Annotated in this window: 30 protein-coding genes; all 30 read left to right on the top strand. The window is 43.2% G+C overall.

What is annotated here, in order from left to right; translation table 11 throughout:
- Positions 1-15 precede the first annotated feature (15 nt).
- A complete protein-coding gene (locus MKZ09_RS12660) occupies positions 16-171 on the top strand; it encodes a hypothetical protein (protein ID WP_179089657.1) in 156 nt (51 codons plus the stop codon).
- 126 nt (positions 172-297) lie between these two features.
- Entirely contained in the window at positions 298-765 is a 468-nt protein-coding gene (locus MKZ09_RS12665) for a hypothetical protein (RefSeq protein WP_076208596.1), read from the top strand.
- 63 nt (positions 766-828) lie between these two features.
- Complete coding sequence (locus MKZ09_RS12670; protein ID WP_076208595.1) at positions 829-1,326, top strand: terminase small subunit; 498 nt, start codon at positions 829-831, stop codon at positions 1,324-1,326.
- Entirely contained in the window at positions 1,319-2,575 is a 1,257-nt protein-coding gene (locus MKZ09_RS12675) for a PBSX family phage terminase large subunit (RefSeq protein WP_076208600.1), read from the top strand. The genes MKZ09_RS12670 and MKZ09_RS12675 overlap by 8 nt, the downstream gene beginning before the upstream one ends.
- 20 nt (positions 2,576-2,595) lie before the next feature.
- Positions 2,596-4,107 (top strand): phage portal protein, encoded by a 1,512-nt coding sequence (locus tag MKZ09_RS12680; RefSeq protein ID WP_256719333.1) that lies wholly within the window; start codon positions 2,596-2,598, stop codon positions 4,105-4,107.
- Positions 4,104-5,864, top strand: a complete 1,761-nt coding sequence (locus tag MKZ09_RS12685; RefSeq protein ID WP_076208593.1) for a minor capsid protein — start codon at positions 4,104-4,106, stop codon at positions 5,862-5,864. The genes MKZ09_RS12680 and MKZ09_RS12685 overlap by 4 nt, the downstream gene beginning before the upstream one ends.
- 5 nt (positions 5,865-5,869) lie before the next feature.
- Positions 5,870-6,118 (top strand): hypothetical protein, encoded by a 249-nt coding sequence (locus MKZ09_RS12690; RefSeq protein ID WP_076138668.1) that lies wholly within the window; start codon positions 5,870-5,872, stop codon positions 6,116-6,118.
- Between the two features lie 51 nt (positions 6,119-6,169).
- Entirely contained in the window at positions 6,170-6,697 is a 528-nt protein-coding gene (locus tag MKZ09_RS12695) for an HNH endonuclease (protein WP_076138669.1), read from the top strand.
- A gap of 80 nt (positions 6,698-6,777) precedes the next feature.
- Positions 6,778-7,419 (top strand): phage scaffolding protein, encoded by a 642-nt coding sequence (locus MKZ09_RS12700; protein ID WP_076138670.1) that lies wholly within the window; start codon positions 6,778-6,780, stop codon positions 7,417-7,419.
- Between the two features lie 18 nt (positions 7,420-7,437).
- Positions 7,438-7,809 (top strand): hypothetical protein, encoded by a 372-nt coding sequence (locus MKZ09_RS12705; protein WP_076138671.1) that lies wholly within the window; start codon positions 7,438-7,440, stop codon positions 7,807-7,809.
- 22 nt (positions 7,810-7,831) lie between these two features.
- Positions 7,832-8,875 (top strand): major capsid protein, encoded by a 1,044-nt coding sequence (locus MKZ09_RS12710; protein ID WP_076208592.1) that lies wholly within the window; start codon positions 7,832-7,834, stop codon positions 8,873-8,875.
- A gap of 44 nt (positions 8,876-8,919) precedes the next feature.
- Entirely contained in the window at positions 8,920-9,285 is a 366-nt protein-coding gene (locus MKZ09_RS12715) for a hypothetical protein (RefSeq protein WP_143767401.1), read from the top strand.
- The gene (locus MKZ09_RS12720; protein WP_076138674.1) at positions 9,224-9,595 is read left to right on the top strand and encodes a phage head-tail connector protein; all 372 of its coding nucleotides are present in this window, start codon (positions 9,224-9,226) and stop codon (positions 9,593-9,595) included. Before MKZ09_RS12715 ends, MKZ09_RS12720 begins: the two co-directional genes overlap by 62 nt.
- 1 nt (position 9,596) lies before the next feature.
- Positions 9,597-9,971, top strand: a complete 375-nt coding sequence (locus tag MKZ09_RS12725) for a hypothetical protein (RefSeq protein WP_076208590.1) — start codon at positions 9,597-9,599, stop codon at positions 9,969-9,971.
- The gene (locus tag MKZ09_RS12730) at positions 9,968-10,372 is read left to right on the top strand and encodes an HK97 gp10 family phage protein (protein ID WP_076208589.1); all 405 of its coding nucleotides are present in this window, start codon (positions 9,968-9,970) and stop codon (positions 10,370-10,372) included. The genes MKZ09_RS12725 and MKZ09_RS12730 overlap by 4 nt, the downstream gene beginning before the upstream one ends.
- 2 nt (positions 10,373-10,374) lie before the next feature.
- Positions 10,375-10,797 (top strand): phage tail terminator family protein, encoded by a 423-nt coding sequence (locus MKZ09_RS12735; RefSeq protein WP_076104533.1) that lies wholly within the window; start codon positions 10,375-10,377, stop codon positions 10,795-10,797.
- Positions 10,794-10,988, top strand: coding sequence for a hypothetical protein (locus tag MKZ09_RS12740; protein ID WP_076208588.1), 195 nt, complete (start codon positions 10,794-10,796; stop codon positions 10,986-10,988). The genes MKZ09_RS12735 and MKZ09_RS12740 overlap by 4 nt, the downstream gene beginning before the upstream one ends.
- A gap of 3 nt (positions 10,989-10,991) precedes the next feature.
- Entirely contained in the window at positions 10,992-12,308 is a 1,317-nt protein-coding gene (locus MKZ09_RS12745; RefSeq protein ID WP_076208587.1) for a phage tail sheath family protein, read from the top strand.
- Positions 12,309-12,770: a phage tail tube protein gene (locus tag MKZ09_RS12750; protein ID WP_076208586.1), complete on the top strand. Its 462-nt coding sequence runs from the start codon at positions 12,309-12,311 to the stop codon at positions 12,768-12,770.
- A 26-nt stretch (positions 12,771-12,796) separates the two neighbouring features.
- Entirely contained in the window at positions 12,797-13,219 is a 423-nt protein-coding gene (locus MKZ09_RS12755; protein WP_076104536.1) for a phage tail assembly chaperone, read from the top strand.
- 239 nt (positions 13,220-13,458) lie between these two features.
- A complete protein-coding gene (locus tag MKZ09_RS12760) occupies positions 13,459-13,854 on the top strand; it encodes a hypothetical protein (protein ID WP_076104537.1) in 396 nt (131 codons plus the stop codon).
- 66 nt (positions 13,855-13,920) lie between these two features.
- Positions 13,921-16,386: a hypothetical protein gene (locus MKZ09_RS12765; RefSeq protein WP_076104538.1), complete on the top strand. Its 2,466-nt coding sequence runs from the start codon at positions 13,921-13,923 to the stop codon at positions 16,384-16,386.
- Between the two features lie 15 nt (positions 16,387-16,401).
- Positions 16,402-16,614 carry a hypothetical protein gene (locus MKZ09_RS12770; RefSeq protein WP_076104539.1) on the top strand — a complete coding sequence of 71 codons (213 nt, stop codon included), beginning with the start codon at positions 16,402-16,404 and terminating at the stop codon, positions 16,612-16,614.
- Between the two features lie 232 nt (positions 16,615-16,846).
- A complete protein-coding gene (locus MKZ09_RS12775; RefSeq protein WP_076208585.1) occupies positions 16,847-17,542 on the top strand; it encodes a LysM peptidoglycan-binding domain-containing protein in 696 nt (231 codons plus the stop codon).
- Positions 17,543-17,548: 6 nt separating this feature from the next.
- On the top strand, positions 17,549-18,514 hold the full coding sequence (locus MKZ09_RS12780; RefSeq protein WP_076138687.1) for an XkdQ/YqbQ family protein: 966 nt from the start codon (positions 17,549-17,551) through the stop codon (positions 18,512-18,514).
- Between the two features lie 2 nt (positions 18,515-18,516).
- A complete protein-coding gene (locus tag MKZ09_RS12785) occupies positions 18,517-18,810 on the top strand; it encodes a DUF2577 domain-containing protein (RefSeq protein ID WP_076208584.1) in 294 nt (97 codons plus the stop codon).
- Entirely contained in the window at positions 18,807-19,220 is a 414-nt protein-coding gene (locus MKZ09_RS12790; protein WP_036684205.1) for a DUF2634 domain-containing protein, read from the top strand. The genes MKZ09_RS12785 and MKZ09_RS12790 overlap by 4 nt, the downstream gene beginning before the upstream one ends.
- Positions 19,207-20,271, top strand: coding sequence for a baseplate J/gp47 family protein (locus MKZ09_RS12795; protein WP_341040858.1), 1,065 nt, complete (start codon positions 19,207-19,209; stop codon positions 20,269-20,271). Before MKZ09_RS12790 ends, MKZ09_RS12795 begins: the two co-directional genes overlap by 14 nt.
- Positions 20,268-20,825, top strand: a complete 558-nt coding sequence (locus MKZ09_RS12800; protein WP_076208582.1) for a YmfQ family protein — start codon at positions 20,268-20,270, stop codon at positions 20,823-20,825. Before MKZ09_RS12795 ends, MKZ09_RS12800 begins: the two co-directional genes overlap by 4 nt.
- Positions 20,815-23,709 (top strand): hypothetical protein, encoded by a 2,895-nt coding sequence (locus MKZ09_RS12805; RefSeq protein WP_341040859.1) that lies wholly within the window; start codon positions 20,815-20,817, stop codon positions 23,707-23,709. Before MKZ09_RS12800 ends, MKZ09_RS12805 begins: the two co-directional genes overlap by 11 nt.
- Positions 23,710-23,720: the final 11 nt, after the last annotated feature.

The raw sequence follows: 23,720 nt of genomic DNA on the forward strand, positions 1-23,720 counted from the left end.
GATAGGAGGTTGTTTATGGCAAGTGTAACAGTTAACTTTATGAACTTGAAACCAATCAAGCAAGCAACAGAAATCATTTGCATGATTATTGAAGATGAACGGATTTCTGTTGATGTTAGAGATGAATATGCCACTCTTCTAAACGCAATTGATTGGGAAAAAGAGCTATAACCCATAATCTAAACCCCAAAAGCTGCAGAGTTGATGGATAGTAAGATTGGTGGGGGGATTTGTAAATAAAAGAAGGGAATTTACATCTTATGTCGAATCCTGGATGTTGAGGAGGAGATGAAAAGTATGCAGGAAAACTGGCCGCAAATTTCCAAAGAACAGTCTGATCTAGCATTTCAGTTTCTGAGGGTCATATTTAGTGATGATGTGGATGAATATTGGAGACTGATTAGCAAGGTGGATAAAGCTCGGATATTTGGCATGCATCGCCAATATAGTTTAGAAACCGGAATTGACAGTGTATCCTTTCGAGAATACGTTACAAGCATTATAATGCCTGAGCATGCGGAGCACTACGCAAAACTTCGTAATAACAATCCAGGAGTATCAACGACATTACGTTATACAGAGGAAGGCGAAGGCCTTCTGTACTTATTGGAAAATGTGACAGAGCCCAGGGTATATGAAAAAGAAACGGAAGTAAAAGTATTTCCATTAATCGTTACGTCGGATTGTGAATATGTTAATGGAGAAGTCAATGCTGAATGGAGAGTAAGGATGTACAATGATAAACTGTACGAAACATTGGATTGAAAAAAAGCACCCAACTAAGGGTGCTTTTTTTAATGCTTAAACTTGGAGGTGGGTGATCATGCCATGAAGCTAACTGATAAACAACAGAAATTCGTTGATGAGTATCTGATTGATTTGAACGCTACACAAGCGGCCATACGAGCAGGATATAGTGTGAAAACAGCAAAAGAGATAGGTGCTGAGAACCTTTCTAAACCTCACATTCGCGCGCGTATAGATGAGAGATTGGCAGTTTTGTCCAGAAGAACAGGTATAAATCAGGAGCGAATCATGCGTGAATTAGCCCGAATAGCTTTTCTTAACGCTCCGGACGTGGTGAATTTCAGTGATGCTACTATTCGGGATGATGCATCAGAGGATGATACCGCCGCTATCGCTTCAGTCAAGGTAAAAACCATACCTGGACAGGATTCAGATGGTGTGGAAAGAGAAATCAAATTTGCGGACAAAATCAAGGCCTTGGAATTGCTTGGTAAGCGATATGGCATGTGGGTGGATAAACAAATCACTGGGGAAATAGGCGTTCAAATCATTGATGATATTGGTACAGATGATGATTAAGGTTCGCTTATCTGAAAAGATTACCCCACACTTTCATTCGTTCTGGAAAGCATCCAATTCACACCGCTATCTTAGACATGTCTTAAAGGGTGGTCGCGGATCAGCTAAGTCAACGCATATCGGGCTGAAGGTTGTTAAAAACATGATGAAATACCCGGTTACGGCGCTGGTCATCCGCAAGGTTGCCCGAACACTGGAAGAGTCAGTGTTTGAGCAGCTTAAGGAAGCGATTGAAATACTAGGAGTGGAACAATATTGGCGTGTTGTAAAGTCACCGCTGCAGCTTATTTACTTGCCTCGCGGGAATAAAATCATATTCCGAGGCGCCGATGATCCGCTGAAAATTAAATCCATTAAAGTATCTAAGTTTCCAATAGCTATAATGTGGATCGAGGAATTAGCGGAATTCAAGACTGAAGAAGAGATTTCGACCATTGAAAATTCTGTGTTGCGTGCAGAATTGGAAGATGGTCTTTTTTATGAGTTCTATTACTCTTACAACCCACCTAAGCGGAAACAAAGCTGGGTGAACAAGAAGTATGAGTCACAATTCATTCCTGATAACACCTACGTTCATCATTCTACCTACCTGGATAACCCGTATATATCAAAGGCATTCGTCCAAGAAGCTGAAGAAGTTCGTAAAAAGAGTCAGCAGAAATATGACTGGGAATATGGCGGTAAAGCAATCGGGAGTGGGGTGGTTCCGTTCGATAATTTAGTTTTCAGAACTATAACCGATGAGGAAGTTAATAGGTTCGATAATATACGGCAAGGCAATGACTGGGGGTACGGTGTCGATCCGGTAGCTTTTGTCCGTTGGCATTATGATAAGACTCGCCGAACAATATACGCCATGGATGAGATATATGGCGTGAAGATTTCGAACAGAGAATTGGCAAAGGTAATAAAAAATAAAGGCTATCACACTACCATTACAACAGCGGACAGCGCAGAGCCAAAGTCTATTGATGAAATGCGTAATCAGCTTGATGTAAAGATGAGGGGTGCCAAGAAGGGCCCGGGATCAGTTGAATACGGCGAAAAGTGGCTGGATGATCTGAAGGAAATCGTTATAGATCAGAAGCGAACACCGAACCTTGCTAGGGAGTTTGAAAATATCGATTATCAAACAGACCCAGATGGCAATCCTCGGGCGAAGTTGGAGGATAAGGACAATCATACAATTGATGCTACCCGTTACGCCTTTGAGGGCGATATGAAGGGTCCGTCATTTTCATTTGATTAATTGGAGAGGAGGAAACCTATTTGAGTACCACACAGGAAGTTTTCAAAATCATTGAAGACGGAGCAGCAAATGCTATGACGATTGAACAGATCATCAAACAGGAAATCGATGATTGGTACAACTCCCAAGATCGCAAGGACATGCTTGCCGGGGAGAAGTATTACCGAAATAAGAGCGACATACTGGACCGAAAGCGTATGACCATCGGTGATGGTGGGGCACAAATTGAAGCTAAAAACCTGGCTAATAATAAAATCGTTCATGGATTCTTGAGGAAACTTGTTGACCAGAAAGCGGGGTATCTGCTTAGTAAGGAAATGAGCATTCAAACAGAAAACAAAGTCTACGATGAAATGCTGAGCGGATTCTTTGATAAAGGATTCAAACGGATGCTCAAGAGCCTGCTAAAGGAGTCCATTAAGAAGGGCCGCGCTTGGCTTCACATTTACTATGATGAAAAGGGCAATTTCCGGTTTAAAATGCTGCCGTCAGAAGAGATTATTCCCCTATGGAGGGACGCTGCTCACACTGATCTGCAAGCGCTCATCCGGGTGTATGAGGTCGAAGCCTATCAAGGAACTAAAAAGACCACTATCCAGAAAGTTGAGTATTGGCATTCTAAGGGTGTTAACCGTTATGTGGTTGGCTCCAGCAGCCATTTGCCCACGCCATCTATAAGCGGTCTCATCTCTGATGTGGAATCGGGAGGGAATAGCGGCCACTTCTCTGTAATTGATGAAAAGGAAGAGACAGATGAGAAGGCGTTGAACTGGGAGCGAATCCCCTTCATATGCTTTAAATACAACGAGGATGAGCTGCCGCTGATATCATTGCTCAAGAGCCAGATTGATGAGTATGATCAAAAAAAATCTGACAATAGCAATAACTTGGAGGATTTGCCGAACAGTGTTTATGTAATCCGTGGATATGAGGGCTCTGATTTAGGTGAGTTCCGTCGTAACCTGTCCATACTACGGGCTGTTAAGGTGTCAGCAGATGATAACAGTGGAGTAGACACTCTTAACTTGGAGATCGACACGGAAGCGTACAAGACTCATATGGATATGACTCGAAACGATATCTATGAATTTGGCCGTGGGGTAGATACTCAAGCAGATTCATTTGCTACAGCACCGAGCGGGGAAGCGTTAAAATTCTTATATGCTGATTTGGATATGGATGCCAATGATATCGAGAATGAATTTCAGGCAGCTCTTGAACAGTTGCTGTGGTTCGTTAATACTCATCTTGCGAATACCACTAGTATTGATTTTTCTGAGGAAACTGTAAATTTCCTGTTTAATCGGGATATCGTCATTAATGAGTCCCAGGTTATTACTGACGCTAAAAACAGCGTTGGTATAGTCTCCGATGAAACCATACTTGCTAACCATCCATGGGTGACAAATACCAAGGAGGAAATTAAGCGCAAGGCTGATGAAGAAAAGGCAGCGCTGAAAGATATGGAGGATTACGGACTTCAGGGAGATTCTAAAGGCAATGCTAAGCTGGAAGAAGATGATAAGAAATGAGATCAGAAGCTTACTGGTCAAAGCGAATGGAGCAGTTGAATGAATCTCTGCTTAACAAGGGAGTGCCATTCACAAAGGCAATGAATAAGGAATACCGCAAGGCTCAGATATCCATCCAGATGGACGTTAACAATTTCTATCAGCGGTTCGCAGATAATAACGGGATTGTTAGTTTATCCGCTGCTAAACAAGTTCTCAAAGCAGGCGAGCTCAAAGAATTCAAATGGACCGTTGAGGATTATATTGCTCGCGGTAAAGAGAACGCCATAGATCAGCGTTGGATGAAGGAACTAGAGAATGCCAGCATTAGAGTACGTGTTACCCGCTTAGAGTCCATCCAATTGCAGATGAAGCAACATATCGAGGTATTGTCAGCTAAGCGTTTGACAGGTACAACAGAGCTATTAGGTAACGTCTACAAGGATGGATACTATCGAAGTATTTTTGAACTGGAAAAGGGTATCGGTATAGGAGCATCATTCTCCAAGGTGGATAAGCGGCAGCTTGAAGCTATCCTTTCAGCTCCATGGGCACCAGATGGTAGCAACTTCTCATCTCGTATATGGACTGATCGAGTAAGGCTGAATGGTGAACTGCGGAATATCTTTACTCAAGGACTTATACGCGGGGATACATCAAAACAGATGATTCAACAGCTTCAGGATCGTATGGGTGTATCAGAAAAAGCAGCTACACGACTAATTCTTACAGAATCAGCTTACTTTGCTGGACAATCTCGACTAGCTGGTTATAAAGAATTAGGTGTTGAAGAATACCGCTTTACAGCTACGTTGGATAATAAGACATCTGCTAAGTGCCAGGATATGGATGGAAAAGTATTTGCTATTGTTGATGCGGTGGTTAATGTTAACTACCCACCTCTACATGCTCATTGTCGTTCTACCACTATCCCGCACTATGAGGATAACATTAAAGCTCGGGTAGCGCGTGACGAGGACGGTAAGACTGAGACCATACCAGAGGATATCAACTATAAGGAATGGGCGGAGAAATACGCTCCTGAAGCTACAGAGGCTGTTTCTGTTGAAACTCCGAGTAAGCAAGCACCAGAGACTCCCTTACCTACTATTGAGATTCCGGGCGGGCCAACAAAGGATATTCCAATTCCTGAGAAAAGCATCTATACCCTGGAACCTGAGAAATGGTATGATGAAACCGGAAAGACTGCACCACCGCTGATTAATCTCAGTAAAATGGATCTACCGAAGCTGCAGCCAGACATTCCGCGTAAACTAGGTAATATCGATCTGTCTAAACCTGATATCGTCCGCAACTATGTAAAGGATGCTGAGCAAGCCATCAGGAACGCTACAGAAGAACATGCTATTGCTCTCACTAAAGAAGGTGAGGTTATCCATGTTAAGGGTGATAAGGCATCTGTCGATATTACCAAGATCAAACCACCTGAAGTACTTAAAAAGAGCATCGTCACCCATAACCACCCTACAGTGGATGGGGAACCCGGAGGATCATTTAGTCGGGATGATGTCCTAGCATTCATAAAGAATGGAATCAAGGAGTTGAGAGCAGTTGATTCAGGTAGCACGTACATCCTGAAGAAGTCAGCCCCAATAAACCTGAGTACAGATGAGATTAACCGTTTACTTGATAAAGCAGAAGATTCGTATCTTGCATTGCTTACTATTGAGCAGGCACTCACAGGTTATGACGAAAAGCACCTAACCATGGAACAGCTAGTAATGCTTCTTGAATCGCTACAATATACAAAGGAGTGATGATCTTGCGAACTAAAGAAGAGAATAGGGCGGCTATCGCTGAACAGTTTGCCCCGCAAGGTGAGAAGCTAGGCGAACGATTTGACGCTTTTGTGGACGAGATCAGCGCCGTTAGGTTTGAGTATCTTCAGAAGCGTGATAAGCTGCCAAAACAGCTAGTAGGTGTTTTGGATGCTAATGCAACAGAAGAGCGGCGGTTAAATCGTGAAGAAGCTATGAAATGGGTATTAATCAAACAGAAATATGGTATATGAAGCACTCTCCAATATGCGAGGGTGCTTTTTATATTGGGAGGAGTTGTGAATGTGAAAAACAAATTTAACATTCGTGGCGAAATCACTGCTATTTATGTTTCTTCCAGTGAAGGCATCATAGAAACCTTGATTGATACTAAATCCTTGGAGATTCTTAATGAATTTAACGGAACATTCCGAGCATCGTGGAACAAAAATACAAAATCATATTATGTACTAGGCTACGATAGAAGTTTAGGTCCGAGTAAAAATGTGATGCTTCATAGGTATTTAACTGCGGCAATGGATGGATTGGTTGTAGACCACATCAATCACGATACACTTGATAATAGGCTAGTGAATTTGAGAGTTGTAACCCAATCAGAGAATGTAAGAAACCCAGATTTAAAGAAACGAATCTCGAAGTTTCCTGGCGTTACATGGTATGAAAATAAAGGAAAGTGGAGGGCTAAACGCAGGGTTAACGGGAAGTCACATCATTTAGGCTATTTCGCTAATTGGGATGACGCAGTCGAAGCAGTGAAAAAATTCGATGTAATCATAAGTGGGCCTATCGCAGAGCAGCGGCAGGCCCTTTAATATTGCTCATGAACCGGAGCATATCGGTTCACTCCCTAAGCTGGAGAGCAGCTATACAAATCTATGGAGGTAGATGATAGATGGATTGGTTAAAAGCAATTTTGAAGGCAGCAGGGCTAGACGATACGAAGGTTGATTCTATTGTTGGTGATGCTGGCAAGGAGCTACCTAAGCATTTTGTTCCGAAGTCGCAGTATAACGATGTTTCAGATGCTAAGAAACAGGCTGAAAAGGATGTCGCAGATCGGGACAAACAGATACAGGATTTGAGCAAAACTGCTGGATTGTCAGATGATCTTAAGAAACAGATAGATCAGCTGCAAGCCGACAACAAATCGGCCAAGGAGAAATATGAAGCAGATCTGAAGGACATGACCCTGAACAATGCCATCACATCCGCGTTGAACGGTAAGGTGCATAACGAGAAGCATGTTACTGGGCTTATAGACAAAGAAAAGTTAGTCATCGGTGATGACGGTAAAGTGGTCGGCTTAGAAGAGCAACTTAAGGGTCTACAAACATCGGATGCCTACTTGTTTAAAACCGAGGATAAAGGCGGCGGTGGAGGGTTCAAGTTTAAAGGGACCTCTCTATTGGATGGCAAGGATCAATCCAAGGGTGAACAAGGCGATGAGAAGGTCGGTAGCTTCGGTAAACAATTGGCTGAATCTACTAAAGGCAATGAAGGGTTGGATACAGCCCGAGAAAGCTACTTTAAATAAGAACGGAGGATAAACAAAATGAGTAAATTTAAAGAAACTACCTATGGGAATAAGAAAGAAATTCTTAAATTCCCAGATCACTATGTAGCAATTGCCGTCACGGTGAGCGATGCAGGTGTTACAGCTAACGCTGATGGTAAAAAGATTGTGCCAGCTGGAACTATTCTAGGTGGCGGTGTGATTGCTGATGATACTAAACTGGCGGTCAAGGCTACAACCACTACTGGAGTATCCAATGCTGAAGGTGTTCTGTTGAATGATACGGATGTAACAAGTGGTCCAGCACCAGGGGCGATGCTCATTCATGCGTTCATTAATAAAAATAAAATCCCGACTGCTCCTACTGCTGAAGAACTGACAGCATTGAAGCAGATCACATTTATCGTCTAAGAAAGGAAAGGTGAAAATAATTATGCCTAACATTCAAGATTTAGTAAGAGCTCCAGAGATTGCGGCTTATATTGCGGCTAATCCATCAAACGCTATTCCATATCTGGGAGCAACGTTGTTTCCATCAGCAAAAAAGCTCGGTTTAGATATTGGTTGGATCAAAGGAGCAGGAGGACTGCCTGTAGCCTTGATGCCATCGGAATTCGATGTTAAAGCAACTCTGAGAGATCGAATCGGATTCGGAAAGGTAGAAACAGAGATGCCGTTTTTCCGTGAGGCTATGCTGTTAAAAGAGAAAGATCGTCAAGAATTGCTAAGACTTTTGGACTCGAACAACGGCGAATATGTAAAATCTTTGATTACTCAAATTTACGATGATAGAGCTAGTTTGGTTAGCGGTGCAGAGGTTAACGCTGAGCGCATGCGTATGCAATTGTTATCATCGGGTAAAATCAGAATCACGGCCAATCGGATTGACTATGATTATGACTACAACATGAAGGCTGGGCATAAGACCACTCTTACAGGATCAGATAAATGGGATGATCCAACAGCTAATATCGTGGGAGACATCAAAGAATGGCAGGACACGATTGAAGATGAGCAAGGTGTGCGTCCAACAAAGGCCATCGTTACTCGTAAGACGTGGAATAACATTCTAGCTAATGAAAAGGTGCGTTTGGATATGAATCCTCTTGGCGGGCTAAACATCATCATGACTGATGCACTGATGCGTCAATACCTGGAGTCCAAACTGGGATTGACGGTTGCGGTTTACAACAAGAAATATGCTCTACAAGATGGCAGCTCACACCAATTCTATCCAGACGATTATTTCACACTGATTCCAGACGGAGCTTTGGGTAAAACGTGGTATGGTACTACTCCAGAAGAAGCTGATCTTATGAGCGGGGCAACAAGTGCAGAAGTATCTATCGTGAATACAGGTGTGGCCATCACAACAATTAAGCAGCCACACCCAGTAAGTGTGGAAACTATCGTTTCTGCAATCACGCTGCCATCATTTGAAACTATCGACAATATTTTTATTGCGAAAGTGGTTTAAGGAGGGGCTTATGCCTCTCCTATTTCTTTGAAAGGGTGATGAGAGTGTCTGAAGATAAGAGAATCGAAATATCACTGATAACTGGAGCGAAATACAATCGGAAATTCTATAAGGCTAGTGATAAGATTTTGATCCTCCCTAGTGAAGTAGAATCCCTGATTAAAGATGGAGTAATCCGCCGTGAAGATGTGCCTGAATTAGATGATGATGAAGATGAGCAGAATTTGCCGCTGGAAGAAATGAAACTGCCAGCACTCAAGAAATATGCTAAGGAACATGGTATTGACTTGGGCGAAGCTTCGAAGATAAAGGAAGTGCTTGCAGTTATCTTGAAAGCAGGTGAAGCAGATGCCGGAGGAGATCCAAAAGTATCTAATTCGACTGAAACAATTACTACTGATACCGTTTGAAGATAGCAGTAAGGATAGTAGGCTGCTGTTTGTTTTGGAAACTATCGTCCAGGAGATTAAAACTTATTGCAACATACCATCTATTCCAGAAGCCTTGGATAATGTGGTTCTGCATATAGCTGAGGATTACTACCGGACGAAGTACCCAACAGAATTCGAACAGACCGCGCCAGCAGTTACTAGCATCAAGCGTGGGGATGTTACAACAGCTTTCGGATCCGCTAAGGCTACGGTTACGGTCGGACCTGGAGCAGCTTTCGTTCGGAATTATGCGGCTCAGTTGCAAGCGTTCCGCAGATTGAGGTGGTAACATGGTCAGTTTTGGTAATATCCCAGCAGAGCGAGCAGCTATTGAGAGCACCTATGAAGGCTTATGTACTATATCGGAAATGAAGGATGTAAAAGATCCAGTAACCGGTAAAACACAACAGCAACCTATCATTGTCTTGGCTAATGAACCGTGTGGACTCTCTCAGTCATCCTTACCTGCTGCCACACAAACAGTGACAGCGGATCAGGTCAATTATGATGCTAAGCTGTTTATCTCTCCTGATGTAACTATCAAGCCAGGAAGCCGAATCACGGTTCAGCAGAACGGCATGGAGTTCAAAGGAGAGCAGACGGGTAAGGCATTTAGATATGCTACTCATCAGGAGATTAAGCTAAAAGAGGTCCTGAACGCATGAGTATGGGTAAGTTTGACTTCAAGGACGTTAAGAAGCTTCAGAAGAACCTTCAACGGATGCAAAATGAGTTTCCACAGTTTATGGAGGAATGTATTCGCGAACTTGCCGGGAGATTGCTAGCTAAAACCGTAGCACGTACCCCGGTCAAAACGGGAGACTTACGACGAGGCTGGCAAATTGGTGATTTGGTTCGACTCCCAGGAGGCGGAGTACACGTTGAGATTGTCAACAATGTAGAATATGCCCTCTATGTAGAGTACGGCCATGTTACCAGACTACGGACAGGTTGGGTTAACGGTAAATTCATGCTGACACTGTCCGAGCAGGAACTTAAGAGAGAGTTACCAGGGATCATGGAGCGGAAGCTGAAAAAATATATGGAGAAGCATATGGGGCGGTGAATATGCAGGATATTAAAAACGCACTCATAAAAAAGCTATCGTTATTTACTCCGGAGTATCCGGTTTATGACGAAGCAGTGGAGCAGGGCATGCAGCAGCCGTGCTTTTTTGTGCTGTTATTGGAAAGTAGTCAGGTCCGAGGGGTTAACCGGCGCTATCAGCGTTTCAATCCCTTTGACGTTCATTACTTCCCGCAACAGGAATCAGCGGCTCCCCGAGAAGAATGCGAGCTAATATCTGAACAATTGTATTCCGAGTTGGAATATGTAACTGGGCATGATGGGCTTTACCGGGGAACAGGTATGAGGCATGAAATAGTGGATGGAGTATTGCATTTCTTCGTTGAGTACAATGTTCACCTGATCCGGGATAAAGCACCGGATATTAAAATGCAGACTATGAAGCAAGGAGGCGGTATTAAGTGAGTGAGAAAAGCATTAAGGCAGCTGAGACACCGATTGAGGGGTCATTTACCAAGGAGCAGTTCTTAGCCTCTGCTAAGTATTCATATCAAGACAAAGACGTCCTATCGGCGCTGTTGGAGCCAGAAAAACTGTATACAGCTTTTGAGGCGCAACAAGTGATCGATGATTTTAAGAACAAGGAGGTTGAATAGATTATGGCCGGTGGAACATGGACCACTCAAAATAAAGTAAGACCCGGTGTATATGTTAACGTGGAAACGTCTGGCGGGGCATTGGGTACGGTTGGCAGCAGGGGAATAACCTCTTTAGCGCTAACTCTCCCATGGGGAGCGGCTAAGGTCATCACACCGATTATAGCTGGTGAGGATACATTCAAAACGCTTGGCTATGACATTACAGCCCCAGAGCTGTTGTTGGTGCGTGAGGCACTTAAAAGAGCTCGGACAGTGTTGCTGTACAAACTCAATGACGGAACAAAGTCAACGGTCACAGTTGGGACCTTGGTAGCTACAGCAAGATATGGTGGCATTCGAGGTAATGCGCTGAAGGTTGTCGTACAAACCAACATTGATGATAGTAGCAAGTTTGATGTAAAAACACTGCTAGATAACGCAGTAGTGGACACGCAGGTAGTCGCTAATATTGCGGGGCTTATCCCGAATGACTGGATTATATGGAGTGGGACCGGCACACTAACAGCAAATGCAGGAGCTCCTTTGATTGGCGGAGCAAATGGCACTGTGACTAATGCGGATCATACTGCATATCTAGCTGCACTAGAACTGTACGATTTCCAGACAGTGGCACTGACATCCACGGACAATGCACTCAAAGCGGTATATGCTGCCTTTGTACGGCGCTTGAGAGAGTCAGAAGGTAAAAAGGTACAGGCAGCACTTGAGAACTACCCTGTAGCCGATTTCGAAGGTGTAATCAGCGTCAAGAATGGCGTGGTACTTTCAGACGGGACCATACTTACAGCAGCCCAGGCTACTGCTTGGGTAGCAGGTGCTTCGGCAGCAGCTGAGATGAATGAGTCTCTTACTTATTCGGCATACGACGATGCTGTAGATGTGGCACCAAGGTATACGAGCACACAAATTGAAGCAGCTCTGAAAGCCGGAGAATTTGTCTTTACCCCTTCCGTTAATCGGGCTGTGATAGAACAGGATATTAATACTTTCCTCTCTTACACTCCAAAGAAGGGAAAACAACTTCAAAAAAACCGTGTGCTCCGTGTGTTGGATGGTATTGCGAATGATTTGAAGCGCATCTTTGAATCATTTTACATCGGTAAGGTATCAAACAATGTTGATGGCCGAGCTCTGTTTCGCAAAGAGGCTGTGATCTATCTGGATAACCTGCAGGGTATTGATGCCATTCAAAATTTTGATGCTCAGACGGATATCACTGTATCTCCTGGCAATGATTCAGATGCTATATATGTCGAAGTTAATATCCAGCCAGTAGACAGTATCGAAAAAGTATATATGAAAGTGCAGGTGAGATAGATGTCGTTCTTAAAAGCAAATGACACGATCAGCGGACAAGAGGGGCGGGCTTACGCCACAATTAACGGCCAGGTTGAGGAAATGTTTTATATCAAAACGCTGGAAGCTTCCGTAGAGAAGGAAAAGGCTGAAGTTAAAACATTAGGCCGCCGTGGTACTCAGCACAAAACCACTGGATGGTCGGGTACCGGCAGCATGACGATTTATTATGTAACAAGTCGTTTCCGCCAGTTAATGATCGATTATATCAAAACGGGTAGAGATACCAACTTTGATATTACGGTAACTAATGAAGATCCGGGATCTACCATTGGGTCTCAAACAATTACTCTACTAGGCGTGAATCTTGATAGTGTGGTTATGGTATCACTAGATACAGAGTCTGATGCACTAGAAGAGGATATTGATTTTACCTTTGAGGATATTGATATGGGTCAAGCATTTAACCCACCAGCCAATTAAACCAAATTTCAGGAGGAATTAATAATATGAGCGATTTTTCAGCATTCTACGCACAAAACGCAGCGGTTGAGACTACAGAGGATTTCGTAGTCTCTCCTAGATTTAAAGATAAAGATGGAAAGGCGATACCTTGGAAGCTACGTAGTATCACTGAGGCGGAAAATCAAGAGATCCGCAAGGCAGCAACTAAACGTACAAAGGCTAAGTATGGACAATATACTTCTGAGACTGATCCAAATGAGTATGTCGCTAAATTGGTTACAGCAACTGTTGTCTATCCTAACCTGAAAGACGCAGCTTTACAGGAGACATACGGGGTAAAAGGTGCTGAGGCTCTGGTGCGCAAAATGTTGCTACCAGGAGAGTTTACCAAGTTAACTGATCAGGTTCAAACCTTAAATGGCTTTGATCAGGATATTAATGAACTGGTTGAAGATGTAAAAAACTAATCGAGGAGGGCGATAGTGAGGCTAACTTGGCTTACTACGCCCTCCACGAACTTCATATCATGCCACATGAGTTAATGGCAATGAGCAAGCCAGATAGATCTGCAATTTATGCTATGATCTTGGTTCGAATCGATAAAGAGAAAAAGGATGCAGCTAAGTCCAAAGTTCGTAAAAAATGATCACAACCCTCCATCTGCTGTGGTAGAATATAGAAAAAATGTTTTAGGGGAAGTGATAGAATGGGTTTTTTCAAGAAAAGTGATTCTAAAAAGAATCAGTCTATAACTGTGAATTTATATCACGTAGATGGACTGCCTTTACCGGAAAGGAATCTTTGCAAAATTGAACTGGATTCCACCCAATTAAATATTGATGGCGGAGGAACAAGTTTTTCAATTGACGTTTCACAAATAAAAGATGCTCAATTTAAAGTTGAGAATGTCCCCGCACCAAATGGTGGTATTTGGATGACATGCTATCTTTTAATTAGTTATATAAATAAGTCTGGGCAGGTTAGTTCTGCTTCGTTTAAAACAGATAACGCTACGACCAAACCCAGAGATATCAAATACGCTCGAAAAATTGCAGATGAGTTAACTTTAAGAACAAAGAACTCCAATATAGTTGAATTATAAATTTGAATCAACGGAAGGCACTCCTGAAAGGGGTGCTTTTTTATTTTCTCAGAAAGGAGAGTTTGTATGAATAGTATTGCCGCCAGTTTAGCTCTGAACGATGCTTTCAGCCAACGGTTAGCGCAGGTGAATACTGTACTTGCATCAACGCTACAACTTATGGCTCGTTTGCAATCACAAGTACAAAATCCAATTACATTAAGAATTAGTGCTTTTGATGTTATTCATAACCTAGATATTATTAAACAGCAAATAGCTGCTTTGGGAACTGGCAGTCTAATAAGAATTAGTATTAATTCTAGTGAGATTCTTCAGAGACTCACAACTATTCGGCAGCAATTAGGTGGAGAAGAATCTATTCTCAAAATTCGCCTTAATACAGCAGATATTAATTCTGAGATCGCTGCCATCAGAAGACAGATTGATTCGGAGCTCGGTAATATTCAAGCACGCATCAGGATTGAACTTCCACGATCACTTGAAGCAATGTTTGTTAACTTACAACGGCTAGTTTTGCAACTTATCAGAGTTACACGCCAACTTCGCACACGTACTTCTGATGCTGATGGACTACGGCAAGCGCTTGAACGTATAGCTAGACTAGAACAGCAAATAGCGGACTTGCAATCTCGGGTTAATGGTAGGGTACGTGAAGCTGGTAAAAGCAGCTCAGCTTGGCTTAGTAATATTAAAGGCTTAGTTGCTGCTTACCTGTCACTGGCGAGCGCTAAGGCTCTTTTCGAAAAGACAGTTGGCGGGGCGATGGAGCAACAGAAGATGGAGGATATGTTTAAGGCACGTACCGGAGATGCTGAGATAGGGAAAGCGATGTTCGATAAATTCAAGGATGAAGCGCTGGCAGCTGGTCAGGATGTAACTAAATCGCTACAAAGCACGCTGTCCTTTTTCTCAACGACTCAAAATACAGACCAGTTATCTCAGCTGAACAATCTCGCCCAGCGGCTTAATGCCTTTGATAGTGCAGGGAATGGGATAGAGGGTGCTGCTTTTGCGCTCAAGGAGGCTATGAGTGGCGATATCGTTTCTCTAGCTGAACGATTTAACATGAGTAAATCCGATATACGGGCTTTTAACATTGATGACCTCGGTAAGGCGGGTAATATGGAGGGGTTCATCAAGGCGTTCGACCAGTTATTGGAGAAGCAGCAAATGGGTCAAAAAGCATTTGACACCATGATGGCGTCCCCTGCCAAACAGGTTGAAGTATTAGGTAATAACTTACGTTCAACTTTAGCGGATGCAGGCGGTGCTGCAGTTCAGAGTCTGATGCCGCTAATATCTATGATCAATACAGCCTTTCAAGACGGGACATTCCAGCCCTTTTTTGATGGCCTGAGCACAGCACTGGATTGGGTGGTTCAAAATGCCATTCGTGTCCTTGATATAGCTACAGAGATTTATAACTTTTTTTCCTCTAACTGGACGACCATTGCACCTATAATAACAGGGCTTGCAGGGGCGTTTGCTTTATGGAAAGGTGTAGTCATTGCCTCAAACGTTGTTATGGGCATACAAAATTTGTTAATGGGTATCGCTAAAGCGAGACAAGCGTACCTCGCAGGAGCAACACTAGCACAGGCGGCTGCGACAACGACTGCCACTGGTGCTCAGGTTGGTTTGAATGCTGCGATATTAGCGAATCCTCTCACATGGGTTATCGTTATTATTATCGCTGTGGTAGCAGCTATTTATTTCCTTGTTAAGTGGTTAATAAATTTGTGGAAAACTAACGACCAATTTGCCGCCGGTATGATGAGGGCGTGGAATGCAATTCTTAATTTTTTCGACCAGGTTCCCATCTTCTTCATGAAGGTTGGATACGGAATAGCTGATGCATTCGGATATGCGAAAGTTGAATCTCTTAAGTTAATGGAAGACTTAGCAAACGGAGCAATAGATAGGTTGAATAAACTTATCGAAAAACTGAACGGATTAAAGTTCGTCAGCATAAAAGCAATTGGGCATGTTGAATTTGCAACCGGAGCTGCCGCTGAAGAAGAAGCAGCTCGTCAACAAAGAGCGGCGAAAATAACCGCTGCTGAGAATGGCGCTGCCAAAACTGCTGCTGAGAGAGAAGCCAAAGTACAGAAGATGCTGGAAGATAGAGCGGATAAACGAGCCAAAGATCAAACAGCCAAGGAAGCAGAGGAATTAGCCAAGCAAAATAAAAATAAAGAAGCTGCAGAAGGGTATGATTTCTCTAAGTGGGATTCCACACATACCGGTGCGGGAAATGGTTCAGCGACTGATAATGACAAAAAGAATAAGCTTAAAAAAGTTGATAAAGTCGGCAAAGTAGAGAAGCCAATCGACATCTCTAAAGAGGATCTGAAGGTTATGCGTGATGTTGCTGAGATGAAGAATATCCAAAACTTCGTAACATTGACACCTACTATCCAAGTGAAGACAGGACCAGTACACAATGAGACTAATGTAGATTCCATCGTTAGTAAAATCACAAAGAAGCTTAATGAGGACATCGTGAGTACAGCCAAGGGAGTATATAGCTAAGAGGAGGGAATGCCAATGTTAAGACGCCATGCGCATAAAAAGAAGGTCGCCAAAGTAACGACCTTCAATGTTTCGATAAACATTCAGAATGAACGATCGATGAACGAAATTATTAATTCCGTATCTCGCCGATTGGAGGAAGACATTATATCTTCTTCCTCACGAATTTACAGCGAAGTTTCTAAACCCTTTGTCACTCTGACTCCTTCTGTAAATGTGAAAGCCTAGAAAGAGCAATTGTTACAATCCGGGCGGATACTTCGGCTATCTGTCGTGTTAGTTCAGGATTGGAATTATCATCGACATTTAGTTCGAAAAAATTTTCTAAGATGTCCTTTTCAAGTTCCTGCAGATCAATATTAATAATATTCAACTCCTTTCATGAATAGTTGGTATGACTGAACACCTACCAATATTCGACAATAAAGGGGTTATTCCTCTATAAATCGGAGGTGAGTCTATGGCTAATGACTACAGCATCGAACTAAGTTTTAACAACCGTGCAATATGGTTTGAAATCCCCGTCCTTCCGGAAGAAATAGAGATTGGTGGGGAAGGTGACGGAGAGACTTATGATATAACGGATCTTGGTGAAATTAATGTAATCAAGGCCGCTAAGCTGAAAGAGATTAGCTTTAGTAGTTTTTTTCCGGCTATCGCAGTCGGTGGTACTGTACCAAGCTATGTATCATCAAAAAACTGGGGGCAACCCGCGGACTACATCCAATTAATTGAAACCTGGATGAACAAGCGCAAGCCGATCCGGTTTATTTTTACGTCAACGGGTCTCAAAATAAATATTGCTGCCAGTATCGAAGAATTTAATTATAAAGAGGTTGCCGGGAGCCCGGGCGATTTTGAATATGAAATCAGCCTGAAGGAGTATGTCTTTTACGCTGCTAAAAAGGTGACGTTGAAGACAAATACAACACCAGCTGGTACAACAACCACCACTAAGAAAGAGCCAGCGAAACGCGCAGATGAACGTACCAAGTCTAAAACAGTTACCATCAAATCCGGGGACACCTTGATGAAGATAGCTAAAAGAGAACTTGGTGACGGTAGTCGGTGGAAAGAGATTCAGAAGTTAAACGGCTTAACAGATGCGCAGCTGAAGACACTCAAAATCGGCTCTGTTCTGAAGCTACCGGGGTGATGATACATGGAATTATTGATCGATAATAAAAATGGCGCCGTCTGGGATGTTTCCAGCATCGTTACTGATATATCTTGGAAGACAATCCGTATAGGTAAGGCAGCATCCTTAGAATTCACCCTTGTAGACCATGGCCCGTGGCAAGATAAAAAATTCCAACTGAACAATGGTGATGTGGTTAGATACACAGATGAGGGACATAGGGTTTTCTATGGATATATTTTCAGTATTGAAACTGGCAAGACAGAAGAAATAAGCATCCTTGCTTATGATCAGATCCGGTATCTGATGAATAGCGGAACTTATGTATTTACGAAACAGACAGCAACTCAGGTAGTTCAAAAGATCGCTCAAGACATGCAGCTCAAGACCGGAACGCTGGAAGATACAAAATACATTATTCCTTCCCAGATCCGTGACGATAAAACGTTTATCGATATGATCTGCATGGCGTTAGATGAGACCCTGATTAACTACGGGACCAACTTCGTATTCTTTGACGATTTTGGGAGCTTGACGATACGTAATGCTTCTAATATGCGCTTTCCTTTTGTGGTGGGTGATGATTCACTCATGACGGATTACTCTTACAGCCGCAACATTGACGATGAGACATACAATCAAATTGTATTGTACAGAGACAACAAGGAGACTGGTAAGCGGGAAACTTACGTTACCAAAGATAGCGCCAGCATTGCTAAGTGGGGATTGCTACAACTCTACGAGTCAGTAGATGAGAATCTGAATCAGGCTCAAATTACCGAGCAACTAACTCAGCAACTGTTCATGAAGAATCGAGAGAAGCGGACGCTTAGTATAGAGGCCCTTGGAGATTACCGAATGCGTGCAGGATGCTACGTTAATTTATATATCAACGCAATGAACATAAATAAATTCTTCCTAGTCGATGAATGTACTCATAAGAAAGAAGGTGGAGTACATACCATGGACTTAGAGCTAAGGTTGGTGTGATCATGATAGATGCGATAAAACGCGCTGCCACTGAAGCGGTAAATGCTGCTGGTCCAGTTCTGGTACAGCTAGGAATTGTAGAAAAAATTAATCCTCTTGTAGTGTTGGTCGATAATCGGCTTTCACTTACGGAGGATTTTTTAATTGTTCCGGAAACCTTATCTGAACAGAAAATAACAATAGGAATCCAAGAATACGTAATTCGTAAGCCGTTAGCTACCGGAGATAAACTTTTACTTATCCGCATGCAAGGTGGTCAACGCTACGTAATCATGGATAGGGTGGTGAGAGTTTGATACCACAGAGCGATAACGTGCTGCTGAATGAGGATATGGAGGATACACCCCAACCAAGTCTTACTTATAAACTAGACCTTGTAAATGGGCGTATAGGATCCGTGGTAGTGGATGGATTGGATGCCGTAAAACAGGCAGTTATAAAAATACTCTCGACAATCCGATTTGAAAACCTGATTTACAGTGACAATTACGGTAGTGAGGCAGATGTTGGAGCGGTGCGGGGCCGGGCGGTGTTTGAAACCGAAGTGGAACGCTGGACTAGGGAAGCGTTACTTCAGGATGATCGTATCGTTTCCGTAACCAACTTTAGATTTAACTATGATGGCGATGCGGTACTCGTCTTGTTTGACGTAGAGAGTGATTACGGTAACTATACAGACCGATTGGAGGTGAATGGCGGTGTATGAAGATCAAACGTTTGAAACGATCTTAGAAAGGATGCTAGACCGGGTACCAGATGGGCTGGACAAGCGAGAAGGTAGCATTATTTATGATGCTATGGCTCCAGCAGCAATGGAATTAGCTCAGATGTATGTTGAGTTGGATATCAATACAAACCTGATCTTCGCAGACACAACGAGCGGTGATTACTTAGATCGGGCAGTAGCGTGGTCGGGTGTTACCAGAAAGATGGCCACTAAAGCGCAATTAAGAGGATTGTTTTACAATTCATCCAATGCTCTTTTAGATATCCCGATAGGCAGTCGGTTTGCAATAGGCGATATCAACTACAAGGCAATAGAAAGGCTTTCTCTTGGTAACTACCGGATGGAGTCAGAAACTGTGGGATCTGCTGGAAATCAAACATTCGGGGCACTACTGCCAATTGATTTTATTAATAACCTAGCTCGGGCAGAACTGACAGAACTGCTTGTTGCCGGAGTTGACCGGGAAACGGATAAAGCGCTCTACGAGAGGTATCAGGAGCGGATAACCAAACCAGTCACCAGCGGTAACAGATACCAATATGAGCAATGGGCTCGGGAAATCAGCGGTGTTGGTCGGGCTAAGGCGTTTCCTCTATGGAATGGACCTGGTACCGTTAAGGTAGTGTTGCTAAACAATGATATGAGAAAACCATCGACAGCCATTGTAGAGGCTGTTCAGAATTTCATTGATCCGACAAAGGACGGGATGGGTGAAGGAGTAGCTCCGATCGGTGCAGTTGTTACGGTAGTTGGGGCTACTGAGTTTCCTATTAATATATCGGTGAGTGTGACTCTTGCAAGTGGAGCTACAACGGATCAAGTAAAAACGCAGTTGGAGACAGCGACTAGGAATTATCTGGCTACTCTTGCCTTTACTGACTCGTTAGTCCGTTATACCCGGATACAGAGTCTAATATTAGATATACCACCGGTGATTGATTATACAAATCTGAAAGTAAACAATCAAACAGTTAATATTCAGATACCAGATGATGCTGTAGCAGTGCTTGGGACGGTGACTGTAACATGAATGGGACTGACCGTTTAAAAAATTATCTCCCGGCATATTATGCTGACATACTCGAAATGAACGAGCTGATGAACGGTGAAGGACCAGAGTTTGATCTCCTTGGCACACGGGTTGAAGAATTATTGAACCAAGCATTCCCGGAGTCGGCTACTTGGGCATTAGGGAGATACGAAGAGGAATTACAAATCGTAGTCGATACCAACAAACCTAGTGACCAACGGCGGTCTGTGATCATTTCAAAAATGCGCGGATTTGGTAAGGTATCCGGAGACATGATTAAGAATGTAGCACAGGCATATGACGGCGGCACAGTTGATGTGGCTGTATCTCCAGTTGAGTATAAGATCGTGATTACCTTTATTGATACATTGGGTGTGCCAATTAACATAGATGACCTTAAAAAAGCTTTAGAGGATATCAAACCGGCTCATATGATTTTGTCTTATGCCTACCGTTATTTGCTTATCAAAGAGGTGCATAAGATCATGACAATCAACCAATTGCAGCAGACGCTATTAAATAAATTTGCGGGAGGTGGGCCTGTTGTCCAGTAATACACCCAATTTGAATTTACTCAAAGTTAACCCAGTTACCGATGGTAATGATACTTTTAACATCGATACTATGCTCAATGATAACTGGGATAAAATAGACACAACAGTTGGTAATAAGGTAGATAAGGTATCCGGCAAGCAATTATCTACCAATGATTACACGACAGCGGAAAAGACAAAATTGTCTGGAGTAGCTACCGGAGCTAATAATTATACACATCCTACAGGAGATGGTAATCAACACGTACCAGCTACGGGTACTAGTAACAATGGCAAAGTACTTAAAGCTGGAACAACAGCTGGGAGCATATCTTGGGGAAACGTTAACGGATCTGAAGTTGTAGAGGATGCTACACATCGTTTTGCAACGGATACTGAAAAGGTGACATGGAACGCCAAAGAAACAACAACAGGATCTCAGACTAAAGCAGATGCAGCAGTGCTTCCGATTAATAACAGGTTGAATACTGAATCTCTCACTTCTATCAATTTAGCAGCGGGTCAGCAAATTCTAAACGCAACAAAGAACGCTAGACTACAAGGATTAAAGGTACAGGGAAGGACGTTAATGCCATTATTATCTGACAGTTTTAAAACAGATAGTAACTCGGACGGAATGGCCGACGGTTGGGCAGCTACGCTTTACGGAGCAACGCCATCCCTAGTGTCGATAAATGGCGGTAAGGCACAACGTATCACTTCAACTGCAGCTGATACGGGGACACCTAGACGATTAGAGCGTAATATTACGGTTGAGTCTGGTAAACGCTATGTGGCTCTCGTGGATGTTGTAACAGATGGTACCTCGCTCGCACATCTCGCTGCTGCGAGTGGAACAAGTACAATAATCAATGCCACCTCTGTAACTTCTGCCGCAACAAAAACACACTCAGTTAAATTCATGCCGACAACATCGGGAACTATCATCCTACGTTTATACAACTATAATGGATTAGGAACCGTGGGGTGGGTACAGTTCGATAGCCTTCGTGTAATCGAAGTATCGGCGTCTGATTACATTTCTTTCGACAGCATGACATCGGATCAAATTGCACAACGCTGGCCTTTCGTCCCTCCTGGTATTAATGGAGTAGATGGGTTATGGGTAAAACGGTATGGTCGGAATTTGATACCACCATTTTCAGATCAAGCATGGGTACTACATGTATACGCTAAAGTAGCGGAACCCTATAAGTTAATTGCTAATCCAACTGGCAGTTCTCAACGCAGTAATATAACTCTCAATGTTATACCTGGACAACGCTACACCTTTTCACAGGGAGATGTTGCAAGTACCGTCACATACTTTTTAATTGTTGATACTAATAGTACAGGAACAATTTTAGCTAGCACTAATGGTGTGACGAGTACTTCATTTACTGCACCAGCAAGTGGGATTATTTATATTGCTACAACAAATTCAACCGCAGGTAGTTTCGTTTATTCTAACCCTCAATTAGAACTTGGCAACGCAGCCACACAGTTCCAACCGCGCGAAGACAGCCTTATCGCCTTTGGTGGAGTAGAGTTACACGCTAACCCAACGGATGGCAGCGAACCGGATATACTGCGTGAGGTTAACGGGCGGTATGAGGTAACGAGGTTATGGCGTGAGTTGATTGCGGATGGAACTTTGCCGTGGGAATATCATGGGACTGCTACAGGTTATAAAGTTGTCAAGCTGCCGAAGCTTGCTGCAACTTTTGCAGGAGATAACAGATTAATTGGTTTTGTAACTAAGTACAACGGTATAAGCCTAGTAAATACTCCTTCAAGTGTAAATGTGTTTGCTGCTGGTGCGGATACTTACAGGCAACTAACGTCAGATGCGAATTTTTATCTCAATATAGCTTCCTCAGACTCCGGTTGGGGAGACTCCTATACACCGAGTGTGGACGAGATTAAAGCGTATTTTAACGGGTGGAAGATGGCATTGTCTGGATCCACCAATCCATATAACGGAACAGGTACAAAAGTGTGGGGATATCAGAGTAACCTCTATGAGGGCAATACAAACACTGTACCTACGACGGCCGTACCAAACTGGACACCATATCAACTCTTATACCGTCTTGCAGCCGTAACGACGGAAGCAGTCCAAGAAGACGGTAGCCTATCACTACTTGAGGGAGATAACTTTATAGAAGTAGGTAGTGGATATGTAAGCCGTGAGCGAGTTACCCCATCAACAGATACAGGTAATTGGTATATCAATAATGATCCAAGTCTATACTCACCAGGTGGAGACTCTCGACTTAAAAATAAAGCACGTGAGATACTCAATGTTTTTAAAGATTCAAGAGTTGGGGCATGGATCATAGAAAAAGCGACGACTGCGGGATACGGAAATTCTCGCGCAAATCAGCCGCCTGCTATGTATGATCCATCTGCCTCTTATAGCGTCTCATATATCAAACTGGATAAATCACCAGTACCTTCAGTTACAGGATTCTACGCAGCCTCCGAGAAGGCGCAGTTACGTGATCTGACCGATGGGGTGACGGAAGCGCTGGCGAGAGTATCCGTGGTTGAGGCTAAGAAAGCGGAGAAGGACGTACCGGCGCAGATAACACCGACATTGCTTAATGGATGGGAGACGTATAGCAGCAGCAACGCACCTTACTATTACAAAGACACGCTTGGATTTGTGCATATCAGGGGCATGGTTAAGAGCGGGGTCAACGGGTCGCCAATCTTGACGTTACCGCCTGGATATCGCCCATCAGCAACAGCCGGCATCGAGTCAATATCCGTATCCAATAACGGCAGTGGTGTTTTAATCGGCAATGTCGAGGTGGACTATAAAGGCCGTGTAACCCCATATTCTGGAGGCACAACATGGCTAAGTCTCGATAACATTCCGCCGTTCTTGGCGGTCAATTAAGGAGGCGTAAA

It is taken from the genome of Paenibacillus sp. FSL R5-0908 (genome assembly GCF_038006245.1).
Classification (GTDB): Bacteria; Bacillota; Bacilli; order Paenibacillales; family Paenibacillaceae; genus Paenibacillus_AQ; species Paenibacillus_AQ odorifer.